This is a genomic window from Streptomyces sp. So13.3 (genome assembly GCF_005860785.2).
Taxonomy (GTDB): Bacteria; Actinomycetota; Actinomycetes; order Streptomycetales; family Streptomycetaceae; genus Actinacidiphila; species Actinacidiphila fildesensis.
The window spans coordinates 3,963,592-3,976,557 of record NZ_CP048835.1 but is presented as its reverse complement, the minus strand read 5'-3'; the positions used below and the strand labels follow the sequence as shown (position 1 = coordinate 3,976,557).

Below are 12,966 nucleotides of genomic sequence, written 5' to 3'. Positions count from 1 at the left end.
TTGCGCATCCTGCATATGCCAAAGGGCCGTGGTCGCTTGACACAATCACCCGCGCAGGGCATTGGTTTCGGTCACCGCTCCTGCAGGCGTGTCCCGAACTCGACCATCTTCTTCGCGTAGTCCTCGGTCCAGCCGGACTGCTCCGCGATCGCGGCATACGTCAGCCGGTCGAAGCGCCGGGGATCCGCCAGCTGGGCCGCGGCTATCGCCTGGTACTCCGTCGCCCGGTCGGCGGCGGCGCGGAAGGCCAGCGCCAGCTCCGTGGAGCGCGCCAGCAGCTGCCGGGGATCGTCGAGCGACTCCAGGTCGAAGAAGTGCTCCTCGTCGGCGAGGGCCTGGGCGGGCTCGAAGAGCAGCTCCGCCGGGCGCAGGCGCCGTGCGGGAGCCGGCGGGACAGCGTCGCGCCGGTCGTGAGCCGACTGCGGCTCGGACATGTACCTACCTCCAAGGGATTCGCGCGTTCCATTGTCCCGCGCCCGCGCAAGTGGGCCTCCGGGCCGTCCGAAGTGCCGCCTGAAGTGCGGTTCCGCACCCGTTCCGCACCTGTTCCGCACCGTTCCGCACCGTTCCGCACCGGGCTATGTCCGGTACGGGACCCGGTGCTCGTCCAGGTGCGCCAGGACCGCGTGGTTGGCCTCCCAACCGTCCGGGAACTTCACCGTCACGCCCAGCTGCACCGGTTCCGTCGACGGGTGCTCGTCCAGCAGCCGGGCCACGCCCGCCCGGCACACCACGATGCAGGCGTGCCGGTGCCGGGAGGCGAGCACGCAGAGCCGGCCCGTCTCCAGATGGAACGCCGTCGCGTCCGGGCGGCCGGACAGCGGGTGCAGGAAGACCGTCACGTCGAACTCCCGGCCCTGCAGCCGGTTCGCGGTGTCCACGGCGACACCGGTCACGCCCAGCGCGGTGAGTGCCGACCGCACCGCCGCCGCCTGGTCGCGGTGCGCCGTGCCGACGGCGATCCGGTCCGCGGTCAGCGGCGCCGGCTCCTGCGAGCGCTCGCTGAACGTCACCCCGCCCCGGTCCAGCAGCCGCCGCACCACCTGGGCCACCGCGTGCACCGCCTCCGGATCCGTCCGGGGAGTGTGCCGGGCAGGCAGCTCCAACAGCCCCCAGCCCGACGCGGCCGCCTCGTCCAGCACCTCGTCGGGCCCGGTGCCCTGCGAGGGCACCCCGAACGACAGCCGCCGGACGCCGGGCCCGGTGCCGCTGCGGAACGGCGTGTACGGGTAGAACGCCCGCGACACCAGCGGCGCGCCCGACGCGGGCAGCCGCCACGACACCGGCAGCCGGTGCTGCGGGAGGCCCGGATTGTGCGCCAGCAGCGTCACCACCGCGCTCGCCGACGGGTCGTAGCTCAGCCCCGCCCACTGGTCGGCGCCCACCACGCTGAACGGGTCCAGCTGCCCCGGGTCACCGACGAAGAGCGCCCGCTCGAAGAGCCCGGCGACCTGCAGCAGCGCGTCCGAGCGCATCTGGTACGCCTCGTCGACGATCGCGTGCCGCCAGGGCGACGTCAGATCGGTGGTCTTGACGTACGCCCACTTCGCGGAGGTCGCGATCACCACCTTCTGCTGGGCGAGATCGGCGACCTTCGCGGACTTCACGATCGACGGATGCCGGTCGAGCAGCGGATCGGGCGGTGACTCGCTGCCGTGCAGCCGGCCGATCGCGAGCCCCGGATCGGCGGTCGCCAGCCGGTCCGCGAGATCGTCCACCTGCGCGTTCGTCTGCGCGACCACCATCAACGACTCGCCCGCCGCGGCCAGTTCCCGGGCGGCGCGCACCACGAGCGTCGACTTGCCCGCGCCCGGCGGGGAGTCGACGACGACACCGCGCGACGAGCCGTGCAGCGTGTCGCGCAGGATCGCCTCGGTGACCGCCGCCGCCTCGGCGGCGGGGTCGCGCGGGGCGGGGCGGGCCGGGCCGTGGGGCGGAGAGTCCTCCGTCGTGCGGCTCACAGGAAGTCCTCCACGGTGACGGGATCGGGTGCGGGTGCGGCCGGCGCGGCGGCGGTCTCCGGCGGGCCGCCGTGCGTCCACGGGGTGTCCTCGGGGTCGGGCAACTCCGGTCCGCCGCGCGGCGCGTGCTCGAACAGGGTCCAGCACACGCGGTCGCCGGCCGCGGGCACCGACCCCTCGTCCGGGACCTTGCCCCGGCCCATGCCGTTCAGCAGTCGCACCGTGACCTCACCGGGCGCCGGCCATTCGACGAAGCGCGCCTCCTGGGTCTTCCCCCCGGGAAGCGCGCGGTAGAGCTTCGCGTCGGCGTCGAAATGCGGTACGTCGGCGGTCGCGACGGTTACCAGCGGGCGCGGGCGCGGCACCTTCGCCTCGCTGTACGCCATCACCACGTCGGTGACCTCGCCCGCGAACGCCTCGCCGGACAGCCGCCGCCCGGCCATCACCAGCGGATCGTCCAGCGCCTCCTGCGCCTCCAGCCGCACCTGGGCCGTCTCGCGGCCCATCAGCTTCTGCGCGGCCGCGATGGCGTCGTCACGCTTCGGCTGCGGCGGCTCACCGGCCCGCACCCGGTCCCGGTGGCCGGTGTACGACCAGCGGTCCCGCTTCCAGCGCTCCTCGACATGCCCGCCCTCGGGCAGCGCCCGCAGCAGATCGAGCCCGCGCCACACATCGTCCCAGGTAGGCCGCAACTGGCTCTCGACGAGCGCCCGCACCTCGGCCTCGGCGACGGACGTCGCGGCGGACCGTTCCTCGCCGGCCGCCCGCGCCGCCGCCCGGGCCGCGTCGAAGCGGGACATCGCGGGGGCCAGCACCGTGTTGTCGAAGGCGGGGTCGGTCGCCGGGCCGGCGGGCGGGCTCAGCAACAGGCCGTCCGGTCCGCGTCCGGTCTCCGCGCGACGGGCCGCGTCCGCGCCGGTCATGCCCTTCGGAGGGGCGATCCAGCCGAGCAGCGCGCCCAGGTGCTGGTCCTCCAGATTGCTCTGGCCGGTCGCCCAGTGCCGCGACAGCAGCTCCGTCATCGACAGCAGCAGCGAGGCGCCGGGGGTGCGGGCGCGCTCCCCGTAGTGCGTCAGCCAGCGGCCGGAGAGCGGCACCCGTGACGGCACCGGATAGGGCTCGTCAGGATTCTCCTCCGCCGTGCGGCGGAACCGGGTGGAGCGGCCGAGCAGCCGGACGTAGTCCGCCGCCGCCGCGTTCGGCACGATGATCTGCGGGGCGTCCGCGCAGACCTCGGACTCCTCGCGGTTCCGCGTCGCCGGTTCGGTCTCCACGTCGTCCGCGTACCGGTCCATGTGCGCGATGACCGTGGTCGCCAGCGCCGCGAGGAAGTCGAACCGCAGGTCCCGGTCACGCGGCTGCGTCACCACCAGCAGGCTCGGTGCCTCCCGGTCGCGGCCCACCAGCGCGCCCAGCGGTGCGCCGACCTCGCCCGCCGTCGTCAGCGGCACGAACACCAGCGGATGCTGCGACAGGTACCGGTGCCGGACCGTCGCCACCGGCTGCGCCCGGCCCGCGACCACGGCCTCGGCCCGCGCCAGGGTCCCGATCAGTGACATGAGGCACCCCCAGCGGTGAGCGCCTCGGCGCGCAGCACGGCGGCGCGGCGCAGCGCGGCGACGGCGGGGTCCGCCGTCTCGGCGCCGGCGGCGTCCGTGCCGAGGGCGGCGGACAGCACGGCCTCGACCGTGGTGAGGGTGCCCAGTTCGCCGCGCAGGCCGCGGCCCAGGGACTCGACGGAGCCGCAGGCACGGGAGCGGTCACGGCAGTGGAAGGACAGCTCGCAGGCGGCCAGGCACTCGGGGGAGTACGCGGCCGGGACCGCCTCGACGGCGGCGGCCAGCTCGGGGGCCGGCCGGGTCGGGGTGCGGCCGTCCTCGGACCAGCGCAGGTCGAACGTGGTGCCGTCCGGCAGTTCGGCGGCGATCTCCTCGATACGGGTCAGCCGGGTCAGCTGCCGCCGGGTCACCGACAGCTGTTTGCGCACATCGACGAACTGGGCCGTCGGCAGGTTCGAGAAGTCCTTGGGGCAGACCAGCAGCACATCGTGCGACACCCGCACGGGGCCCGTGGTCTCCTCCAGCAGCCCGGCCAGCCGCTCCAGCGCCAGCACGTACACCGCGGCCTGGCGGGCGGCGGCGCCCACCTTCACCGGGTCCGCGCTGCCGTCCAGGATCGGGAAGGACTTGACCTCGACGACCGTCCAGGAGCCGTCCGGCGCGACGACCACCGCGTCCGGCTCCAGGTAGGCGGCGGAGCCCGCGACGTCGAGCGCCAGCAGCGGGTGGTCCAGCAGCGTCCAGCGGCCGGCGGAGGTCGCCTCCGCCAGGGCCAGCCGGGTCCTGGCGGTACGGCCCTCAGGGCCGGCGGCCGACAGGTCCGGCAGCAGCGCGCCGCTGTCCTCGGGGGCGCCCAGCAGCCGCAGCAGCTCGGCGCACTCCTCCGCCTTGACCCGGGCCTCGAAGGCATGGCCGCGGGCGAAGGCGAACTGGGACTGCCCGAACGGGGCGGGCGCGCCCAGCACCTGCGCGACCGCGCCCTTGTCGATCCCGGCGGCGTCGAGCAGGGCCCGGCGGCGGCAGCCGGGGTTCGCGGCCAGGGCCGCGAGGGCCCGCGCGTCGAGCGGACGTGGTGATGTGGCCGGTCCGCGCAACTCGGCCAGCCGCTCCCGCAGATAGTGCGTAGTGCTCACCCGCGGAAGTCTCGCACCCGGCTACGACATTCGGCCCTGACCCACGGAAGACCTGCCCGAGGGATCCGATCTGTGCTCGTCCCGGTGGTCGTCGTGAGATCCCGTCCGCGGGGTCGCGACGCCGCTGGGGACGGCGCCGTGCGGCGCCGTTCTGGGAGCCGCCGAGGCCGGGGCCGTCGTCCCGGGGCCGGCAGCGGACGCGGAGGCCGCCACGACCGGGCTGTGGCCCTCCGCGGAGGTGGTGGCACCGGACCGGACGGCCCACCGGGCGCGCAGCGCGTCGACGGCGAGAAGGACCCGCGGGGCCAGCAGGTAGCCGATGCCCATGACGGCCGCACCGGCGACCGCGTCCAGCAGGTAGTGGTTGGCGGTGCCCATCACCACGAACGTGGTGATCAGCGGGTACAGGATGCCCAGCGCGCGCACCAGTGGGGTCCGCCCGTAGCGCCACAGCATGATCCCGCACCACAGCGACCAGCCGACGTGCAGGCTCGGCATCGCCGCGTACTGGTTGGTCAGCCCGCCGAGGCCGCGCGGGGCGCTGGCGTCCTGGCCCCACCAGCCGTAGGAGCCGTACTGCGCCATGGTGTCGATGAAGCCGTGGCTGGAGTCCAGCAGCCGGGGCGGCGCCGTGGGCATGAGGGTGAAGCCGATCAGCCCGATCAGGGTGGAGAGCATCAGCCATGTGCGGGCCGCGCGGTAGTGGGTGGGCCGCCGCCGCCACAGCCACACCAGGATCACGGGCGTCACGAGATAGTGCAGCGAGGCGTACGCGAAGTCCGCGGGGACGCCGATCGCGGCGTACTTCGTACAGATGCCGTTGAGCCAGCGCTCCGGATCGATCCGCATCAGCTCTTCGAGATGCAGGATGTCGATCCCGCTCTCGACGGCGTTGTCCACGTCGCCGCGGACCAGCAGGCGGCCGCACGAGTAGAGGGCGTACACGACGGCGATGAGCGGCAGCTCGGTCCACCAGCGCAGCCGGCCCCGGTAGGCCGAGGCGCGAGGCGCTGTGGCGGTGATCGTCATGCGGCCGTTCTCCCCGTTCTGCGGATGTGGCTCGTTGCGGACCATGTCGTAGGCTCTACCGTACGTCGTACGCTAGACAGCCCGCACATCGCCCCGGAAATTCCTGGCCACACTGCGTTCGTTCCGTGTTCAACATCTCTTGGTCGGGTATGCGTGCGGGAAGACGCCCGGGGCGCCCTCCCAGGTTGCTCTCCGCGAGAAGTTAGAGAATGGCATGACCGTCACCCAGTCGGCCCGCGCCCCCCGGCGCCGCGCTCCGCGCAACACGCTCAATCCGGACAGAATCCTTGACGCAGCGGTCGTCCTGCTCGACCGTGACGGCGCCGAGGCGTTCACCATGCGCGCCCTCGCCGCGCAGCTCGGCGTCGGCACGATGGCCGTCTACTCGCACTTCCGCAGCAAGGAAGAGATCAGCGACGCCGTCGCCCAGCGGCTGCTCAGCGAGGTCGAGCTGCCCGCCGTGGGCGAGGCCGCGGGCGTCGCGGACGCCCGCGAGCAACTGCGTGAAGTATGCCGCAGTGTCTTCCGGCTCTTCGCGGAGCACCCGTCGGCCCTGCAGCTGCTGACCACCCGGCCCATGCGCGGCGACGAGGCCATCGCCGTCATCGACCGGATGCTGGGCCTGCTGCGCGCCGCCGGCCTCGACCGGGTCGACGCCGCGCGCGCCCACGTCGCCCTCATGCAGTACACGGTCGGCTCCGCGCTGTGGAACGTCCGCCGGGACCGCGCCCTGTGCGAGGACGGTCTGCGCGACCGGGTACGCGCCCGGCTCGCCGACCTCCCCGCCGACCGCTACCCCGCGCTCACCGAGCTCGTCCCCGAGCTCGCCATCGCGCAGGACGCGGGCATGGCCCAGTACGAGCTCGGCCTCGACGGACTGCTGACCGGCCTCATCGGGCCGGGCGCCCGGAGTGCGCGATGATGGAGTGATCTCCATTACGTAGTGAAAGGTCCCTCCGCATGGCTCCGCGCATCCTTCTGGTCCGTCACGGCCAGACGGAGTGGTCCCTCTCCGGCCGCCACACCGGCCGCACCGACATCCCCCTCACCGACGAGGGCCGCCGCACCGCCCGGCTCCTCGCCGAACGGCTGCACGGCGCCCCCTGGGACGGACTCCCCGGCCTCGAGGTCCGCACCAGCCCCCTCGTCCGCGCGAGCGAGACCGGCGAACTCACCGGCTTCGGCGACCGCGCCAAGCCGTGGGACGCCCTCATGGAGTGGGACTACGGCGCCTACGAAGGGCTCGTCCCCGACGAGATCGCCGAGCGCGAGCGCGCGGCGGGCCGGCCCGAGTGGAACATCTGGCGGGACGGGGTGGTGGGCGGCGAGTCCCTCGCGGAGGTCGCGGAGCGGGCGGACGAGGTGGTGGCGTGGGCGCGGTCGGCGGAGCGGGATGTGCTCGTCTTCGCCCACGGGCACTTCTTGCGGACGCTGGGAGCGAGGTGGTTGGGGTTGGACCCGTCGTTCGGGGCTTCCATCCGGCTGGATCCGGCGTCGCTGTCGATTCTGGGGTGGGCGTACGGGGACCCGGCGGTGGAACGCTGGAACGACACGGGGCACCTCGGGTGACGTGGGAACTGCCCCGCCGCAGGCACTGACGTACCCGCACTCCCACCGCAGGTGGGTCCTGGAACCTCCGCCGGAGGCGGTCAGCGCTGGCGGTTCAGGAAGTCGGCTACCGCCGTCGTCCGGTGGTGGGGGCGGAGGCGGGTGGCTGTGGTGTCCAGGAGGGCTCGTACGCGGGAGGACTGGACGCGGCCGAGGAGGTCGAGGACGCGGGAGCCCGCGGCGGCGGCCTCGTCGGGGCGGTCGCCGGCGGCCAGGTTTGCGGACAACTCGGCGCCGTAGAGGGCGATGTTGCGGGTGAAGTGCGGGTCCTGGAGGCTGACCGCGCGGCGGGCGGAGTCCGCGGCGCGGCGGTGGTCGCCGAGCGCGGACCAGGACTGGGCCTCCAGGCCCGCGAGTTCGGCCTCGCCGAAGAACGTCATCCACTGCGGGTCGGCGTCGGACGGGCCGCGCCCGAAGAGTGACTGGGCGCGGGACAGCGCGCGTTCGCATCCGGAGCGGTCGCCGAGTCCCGCGCGGCCGCCCGCTTCGCGCAGCGCGAGCAGGGAGAGCAGCCGCGGTGAGGCGAGGCGCCGGGCGGCGGCCTGGGCGGCCTGCGCGGCCCGGACGGCCTCGTGCGGCCGGCCCGCGTCGCGGGCGAGGAAGGCGGTGTTGCAGAACGCGTGGGCCTCCAGGGCAGCGTCGCCCGACACGCGGGCCGTGGCGAGCGCCTCGGCGTAGTAGGAGCGGGCGTCGGTGAACCGGCCGGAGTCGTGGGCCAGCCATCCGACGGAGACGGCGAGTTCACCCGCTCCGGCGTACAACCCGTCGGCCACGGACTGGCTGTAGGCGCCCTCGTCGAGCAGCCGGTAGGCGGTGCGCAGGGCCTGGCCCGCCTGTTCGTACAGGCCGTCCGCGCCGTGCCGGTCGTCGTGCAGCCGGATGTGCCGCACGGCTTCCTCGACGGCGTGGACCTCGCCGACGCCGACCCGGCCGGCGGGTGGGTGCACGGCGGAGCCGGACACCAGGGCGGTCGCGATGACGGCGGGGCCGCCGGTCATGAACACGCGACGCAGCACGTCGCTCTCCTCGAACTCGAATTCGTACGTATCCAGCGGTGGCGCGCCGCCGCGTCTGCCCCGTACCGCTTCGCGCGGGGCGAAGCCCAGGTCGCCCAGCGAGCGGCCGGGGAACATATGGCGGAACACCCGCTCGTAGGCGTAGTTGGGGCACCGGATCTCCCCGGCCTCCACCCGCCCGATGTACCGGGCGTCGCAGCTGACCTGCTCGCCGATCTCGCGGGCGGAACGGCGTACCGCCGCAGCGAACTCGTTGGGGGAACGGTCTCCGCGCAACTGCCGGAAGGCCGCGTTGGCCATGGTGGCGGTTCGGGCTGGATCGGGGCTTGAGGACGGTGAAGCCATGGCGGACTCCTGGTGCGGACGGCGCGACGACGGTACCCGCTGTGACGGGGCAGATACCGAGGGTTTGCCTACAAAACGGATATCTCACCCGTGATCCGCCATGAAATGCCACCCCTTGCGGCGTTAGCGGGGCGTAGCTGTTGACAGGGAGGCGCGTTGTACTCCTCGTAAGGGCGGTGCTGCGTCCGCCCGCGAGGAGGGTTCCCCTTGTTGGACACCGATCGGCACGAACCGAGCCCGGAGCGGAGCGAGATGCCGCCGGCGACGCCGCCGTGCGATCTCGTCACCGTCCCGACCCAGCAGGGCCTGGAGGCCGTCGACATCCTGCGGCTGCGGACCGGCGTCGGGCCGGTGCTGCACGACGACGCGGGGGACGGCATCGGGTTCCTGGTGCCGCAGGGCACCGCGGACGGCTGGGACCTGCCCGGCAGTTCCTGTACGCGGAGCAACGGCCGCGGCTTCTCGATCGGCGCGGAGCCGTCGGAGGCCGGTTCCGGCTGGCTGGTGCCGCCGGACAGCGGGCCCGGCCGGATCACCGCCACCGACCCGGCCGTCCTGCGGGCGGCGCTCGGTGAGGCGGCCCGCACGATCAGGCTGGCCGGCGGCGTCTGACGCCGGCTGCTTGCTGGCCGATACTGGTCGGGTGGCAGGTAAGAAGCAGGGCGGAAGGGCGCAGGCCCGCGAAGCGGTCGGCGCCGTGGTCGACGGCGGGCAGGCCGAGCTGGTCCCGGACCGGGAAAGGCCGCACGGCTGGACGCTGCTCATCGACGGCGCACCGCAGTCGCACGTCGACCTCGACGACCCGTCGTACCTGGACTTCTCGTACCAGCGCAGGCTGGGCCACATCATCGACCTGGTCGCGCCCCCGGGGCGCCCGCTGCAGGTGCTGCACCTGGGCGGCGGCGCGCTCACCCTGGCCCGGTACACCGCCGCGACCCGGCCGCGCTCCACCCAGCAGGCCGTCGAGATCGACGGTCCGCTCGTCGAGCTGGTCCGCCGTGAACTGCCGTGGGACCGGACCTGGCGGATCAAGGTGCGGGGCGGGGACGCCCGGGCGGGGCTGGGGAAGGTCCCGGACGGCTGGGCCGACCTGGTCATCGCCGATGTCTTCGGCGGCGCCCGCACTCCCGCGCATCTGACCAGCGCCGAATTCCTGCACGAGGTCAGGCGCGCGCTGCTGCCCGGCGGTTTCTACGCGGCCAACCTCGCCGACGGCGGCGCCCTCGGCTTCCTGCGCGCCCAGATCGCCACCGCGCGGTCGGCGTTCGCCGAGGTCTGTGTGTCCGCCGACCCGGCGGTGCTGCGCGGCCGCCGTTTCGGCAACGCCATCCTGCTCGCCGCCGACGTCGAGCTGCCGCTCGCCGAGCTGACCCGGCGGGTCGCCTCCGACCCGCACCCCGGCCGCGTCGAACACGGCCGCCCGCTGGCCGACTTCGCCGGCGGCGCGGCCCCGGTCACCGACGCGACGGCCGCCCCGTCCCCGGCCCCGCCGGAGTCGGTCTTCCGCTGAACCGGAGATCCGGACGACAGGCCCTAATTCTTGTACATCTCCACCACGGGCGGGTGGCCGTTCCAGGTGCAGAAGACCGACGAGGTGGTGGTTCCGCTGGTGAAGTCCACCCGGATCCATTCGTCCAGCTTCCAGACCTTCATCTCCCAGCCCTCGTCGGGGGTGGCCGAGACGAGGGTGGCCGAGGCCGGCCCGAGGTCGAGCACGACGCGGCCGCCGGTGACCTTGTAGGCGTGCACATTGCCGGTGGTGTTGCTGGTGGAGGCGTCGTGCGAGGTGCCCGGGGGCTTCTCCGGCGGCGGGGACGGCGCCTTCGTCGCGGGCTTGGTGGTGGGCGGCACGGTCGGTGCGGGGGACGTCGTGGACGGCACCGGCTTCGGCCGGTGCGTGGAGGAGGCCACCGGCCGCGCCGAGGAGCCGGCGACGGCATCGGAGACCGGGAGCGCGCGCGGTGGATCGTAGGCGGTACCGGCGAGCACGGAGTGCACTCCGAACCACGACATCGTCACCGCGGCTGTGGTCGCGAGCGTCCAGGCCCCGGCGTGAAGCAATCCTCGTTGCATCGGCACATCCTGCCGTACGCGCGGCAGGTCCGGGCGCGGAGGGCGGTAAACGGACGGAGGGGTACCGGGTCCCCCGGATGGGCTACCGTGCGGGCCATGGCAAGTGTGCTCGTGGTCGAGGACGACCAGTTCGTGCGCTCCGCCCTCATCCGGCACCTCACCGAGGCGGCCCACACCGTACGCAGTGTGGGCACGGCTCTTGAGGCGCTGCGCGAGGTGGCGCAGGTCGGTTTCGACGTCGTGATCCTCGATCTCGGCCTCCCGGATCTGGACGGGTCGGAGGCGCTGAAGATGCTGCGCGGGATCACCGATGTCCCGGTGATCATCGCCACCGCCCGTGACGACGAGGCGGAGGTGGTCAGGCTGCTCAACGCGGGCGCCGACGACTATCTCGTCAAGCCGTTCTCGGTCGAGCATCTGTCCGCCCGGATGGCCGCCGTGCTGCGCCGGGCGCGCGGCCGGGAGGCCGCGCCTGACGAGACCGCGCGGCTCGCGGTCGGCGGGCTGCGGATCGATGTGCGCAGGCGGCAGGCGGAGCTCGACGGGATGACGCTGGACCTGACCCGCCGCGAGTTCGACCTGCTGGCCTTTCTCGCGTCGCGCCCCGGTGTCGTCGTGGCCCGCAAGGAACTGCTCGCCGAGGTGTGGCAGCAGTCCTACGGCGACGACCAGACCATCGACGTCCATCTGTCCTGGCTCCGTCGCAAACTGGGCGAAACGGCCGCCCGGCCGCGGTATCTGCACACGCTGCGCGGCGTCGGGGTGAAGCTGGAGCCACCGGCATGAGATGGCTGCTCGTCAAGGTGTGCCTGGCGGTGACCGCGATGGTCGTCGTCGCGTTCGCCGTACCGCTGGGCCTGGTGGTCAAGGAACTGGCCCGCGACCGGGCCTTCTCCAACGCCGAACGGCAGGCCGCCGCGATCGGTCCCGCGCTGGCCATCACCACCGACCGCGTCCAGCTGGAACGGGCGCTCGCCTCCACCCAGGCGGGCGCGGACGGCCGGATGGCGCTGCATGTGCCGGCCACCGCCGGCACCGCCCCGGTGGAGATCGGCAGGCACCGCTCCTCCGCCGCCGCGATGGACGCCGCGTCCAGCCGCGGCCGGGCCTCCACCGTCGCGGTCGGCGGCGGGTACGCGCTGCTGCAGCCGAACGCGGTCAGCTCGGGCACGGTCGCGGTCGTCGAGGTCTTCGTCCCGGACAGCGACATCACCCGGGGCGTCGCCACCGCGTGGATCGTGCTGGCGGCGGTCGGCATCGGCCTGATCGTCGGCTCGGTGGCCATCGCCGACCGGCTCGGCACCCGGATGGTGCGGCCCGCCGGCCGGCTGGCGAACGCGGCGAACGCGCTCGGCCGCGGCGACCTCGGCGTACGGGTCTCGGAGGCCGGGCCGTCGGAACTGCGCTCGGTCGCGGTCGCGTTCAACGCCATGGCCGACCAGGTCGTCCAACTGCTCGCCAACGAGCGCGAACTGGCCGCCGACCTCTCGCACCGGCTGCGCACCCCGCTCACCGTGCTCCGGCTCAACGCCGCCTCGCTCGGGAACGGGCCCGTCGCCGAGCAGACCCGCGAGGCCGTCGCGCAGCTGGAGCGCGAGGTCGACACGATCATCCGTACCGCGCGCGAACAGCAGATCACCGCACCGGTCATGGCCGGCTGCGACGCCGCCGAGGTGATCCGTGAACGGATGGCGTTCTGGTCCGCCCTCGCGGAGGACCAGGGGCGTGAGGCGCGCACGGCGGGCGTGGACCGGCCGGTCCGGGTGCCGGTGGCGCGCGGTGAGCTGGCCGCCGCGCTCGACGCGATGCTCGGCAACGTCTTCCGGCACACCCCGGAGGGCACCGCCTTCGCCGTGGACGTGCACAACGGCGAGGACGCCGTGATCGTGCTGGTCTCCGACGCCGGTACCGGCATCCGGGACCCCGCGGCCGCGCTGCGCCGCGGTCAGGGCGACGGCGGGCCGGGCTCGACGGGCCTTGGCCTGGACATCGTGCGCCGGGTCGCCGAGTCCACCGGCGGCGACATCGCCATCGGCCACTCCGTGCTCGGCGGCACCGAGGTCCGGGTCTGGCTGGCGCTGCGCCCCGGCTCCGGCGCATCCGGCCGGGGTCACCGTGTGCCACGCCGCCGTCGCAGACCGGGACAGAAGTCCACCGCCAGTGGTCTGAACCTTTAACCCGCTCCGATGCCGTCCTTAAGGGCGCCATAAGAACCCCAACCCCCGCTGTGGTCAGGGCTTTT

Annotated in this window: 13 protein-coding genes; 6 read left to right on the top strand and 7 right to left on the bottom strand. The window is 73.8% G+C overall.

The window, feature by feature from the left end:
* Positions 1-71 precede the first annotated feature (71 nt).
* From C8250_RS17935 to C8250_RS17915, 5 genes are all read right to left on the bottom strand, one after another.
* Entirely contained in the window at positions 72-434 is a 363-nt protein-coding gene (locus C8250_RS17935) for a hypothetical protein (protein WP_138358010.1), read from the bottom strand.
* 144 nt (positions 435-578) lie between these two features.
* A complete protein-coding gene (locus tag C8250_RS17930) occupies positions 579-1,961 on the bottom strand; it encodes an AAA family ATPase (protein ID WP_138358008.1) in 1,383 nt (460 codons plus the stop codon).
* Positions 1,958-3,520 (bottom strand): hypothetical protein, encoded by a 1,563-nt coding sequence (locus C8250_RS17925; protein WP_138358006.1) that lies wholly within the window; start codon positions 3,518-3,520, stop codon positions 1,958-1,960. Before C8250_RS17925 ends, C8250_RS17930 begins: the two co-directional genes overlap by 4 nt.
* Entirely contained in the window at positions 3,511-4,653 is a 1,143-nt protein-coding gene (locus C8250_RS17920) for a PD-(D/E)XK nuclease family protein (RefSeq protein ID WP_244809180.1), read from the bottom strand. Before C8250_RS17920 ends, C8250_RS17925 begins: the two co-directional genes overlap by 10 nt.
* Positions 4,654-4,674: 21 nt before the next feature.
* Positions 4,675-5,682, bottom strand: coding sequence for a phosphatase PAP2 family protein (locus tag C8250_RS17915; protein WP_138358004.1), 1,008 nt, complete (start codon positions 5,680-5,682; stop codon positions 4,675-4,677).
* A 214-nt stretch (positions 5,683-5,896) separates the two neighbouring features.
* Here C8250_RS17915 and C8250_RS17910 point away from each other — a divergent pair, with 214 nt between their 5' ends.
* Positions 5,897-6,604 (top strand): TetR/AcrR family transcriptional regulator, encoded by a 708-nt coding sequence (locus C8250_RS17910; RefSeq protein WP_138358002.1) that lies wholly within the window; start codon positions 5,897-5,899, stop codon positions 6,602-6,604.
* A gap of 38 nt (positions 6,605-6,642) precedes the next feature.
* Positions 6,643-7,251 carry a histidine phosphatase family protein gene (locus C8250_RS17905; RefSeq protein WP_138358000.1) on the top strand — a complete coding sequence of 203 codons (609 nt, stop codon included), beginning with the start codon at positions 6,643-6,645 and terminating at the stop codon, positions 7,249-7,251.
* 80 nt (positions 7,252-7,331) lie between these two features.
* On the opposite strand, the gene C8250_RS17900 is transcribed toward C8250_RS17905, so the two are convergent.
* Positions 7,332-8,651 (bottom strand): tetratricopeptide repeat protein, encoded by a 1,320-nt coding sequence (locus C8250_RS17900; RefSeq protein WP_138357998.1) that lies wholly within the window; start codon positions 8,649-8,651, stop codon positions 7,332-7,334.
* 252 nt (positions 8,652-8,903) lie between these two features.
* Here C8250_RS17900 and C8250_RS17895 point away from each other — a divergent pair, with 252 nt between their 5' ends.
* Together C8250_RS17895 and C8250_RS17890 are read left to right on the top strand one after the other, a co-directional pair.
* Positions 8,904-9,263: a hypothetical protein gene (locus tag C8250_RS17895; protein ID WP_138358028.1), complete on the top strand. Its 360-nt coding sequence runs from the start codon at positions 8,904-8,906 to the stop codon at positions 9,261-9,263.
* Positions 9,264-9,294: 31 nt separating this feature from the next.
* Positions 9,295-10,161, top strand: a complete 867-nt coding sequence (locus C8250_RS17890) for a fused MFS/spermidine synthase (protein ID WP_138357996.1) — start codon at positions 9,295-9,297, stop codon at positions 10,159-10,161.
* Positions 10,162-10,184: 23 nt separating this feature from the next.
* On the opposite strand, the gene C8250_RS17885 is transcribed toward C8250_RS17890, so the two are convergent.
* Entirely contained in the window at positions 10,185-10,724 is a 540-nt protein-coding gene (locus C8250_RS17885) for a hypothetical protein (protein ID WP_138357994.1), read from the bottom strand.
* 96 nt (positions 10,725-10,820) lie between these two features.
* Here C8250_RS17885 and C8250_RS17880 point away from each other — a divergent pair, with 96 nt between their 5' ends.
* A complete protein-coding gene (locus C8250_RS17880; RefSeq protein ID WP_187144889.1) occupies positions 10,821-11,510 on the top strand; it encodes a response regulator transcription factor in 690 nt (229 codons plus the stop codon).
* A complete protein-coding gene (locus C8250_RS17875) occupies positions 11,507-12,901 on the top strand; it encodes a HAMP domain-containing sensor histidine kinase (RefSeq protein WP_138357990.1) in 1,395 nt (464 codons plus the stop codon). Before C8250_RS17880 ends, C8250_RS17875 begins: the two co-directional genes overlap by 4 nt.
* The last annotated feature ends 65 nt before the right edge of the window (positions 12,902-12,966 follow it).

Excerpts from the sequence above, each read along its gene's own strand:
- C8250_RS17910 (WP_138358002.1), top strand. The coding sequence starts at position 5,897 with ATGACCGTCACCCAGTCGGCCCGCGCCCCCCGGCGCCGCGCTCCGCGC.
- C8250_RS17925 (WP_138358006.1), bottom strand. The coding sequence starts at position 3,520 with ATGTCACTGATCGGGACCCTGGCGCGGGCCGAGGCCGTGGTCGCGGGC.
- C8250_RS17935 (WP_138358010.1), bottom strand. The coding sequence starts at position 434 with ATGTCCGAGCCGCAGTCGGCTCACGACCGGCGCGACGCTGTCCCGCCG.
- C8250_RS17905 (WP_138358000.1), top strand. The coding sequence starts at position 6,643 with ATGGCTCCGCGCATCCTTCTGGTCCGTCACGGCCAGACGGAGTGGTCC.
- C8250_RS17880 (WP_187144889.1), top strand. The coding sequence starts at position 10,821 with ATGGCAAGTGTGCTCGTGGTCGAGGACGACCAGTTCGTGCGCTCCGCC.
- C8250_RS17900 (WP_138357998.1), bottom strand. The coding sequence starts at position 8,651 with ATGGCTTCACCGTCCTCAAGCCCCGATCCAGCCCGAACCGCCACCATG.
- C8250_RS17885 (WP_138357994.1), bottom strand. The coding sequence starts at position 10,724 with ATGCAACGAGGATTGCTTCACGCCGGGGCCTGGACGCTCGCGACCACA.
- C8250_RS17875 (WP_138357990.1), top strand. The coding sequence starts at position 11,507 with ATGAGATGGCTGCTCGTCAAGGTGTGCCTGGCGGTGACCGCGATGGTC.
- C8250_RS17915 (WP_138358004.1), bottom strand. The coding sequence starts at position 5,682 with ATGACGATCACCGCCACAGCGCCTCGCGCCTCGGCCTACCGGGGCCGG.
- C8250_RS17895 (WP_138358028.1), top strand. The coding sequence starts at position 8,904 with ATGCCGCCGGCGACGCCGCCGTGCGATCTCGTCACCGTCCCGACCCAG.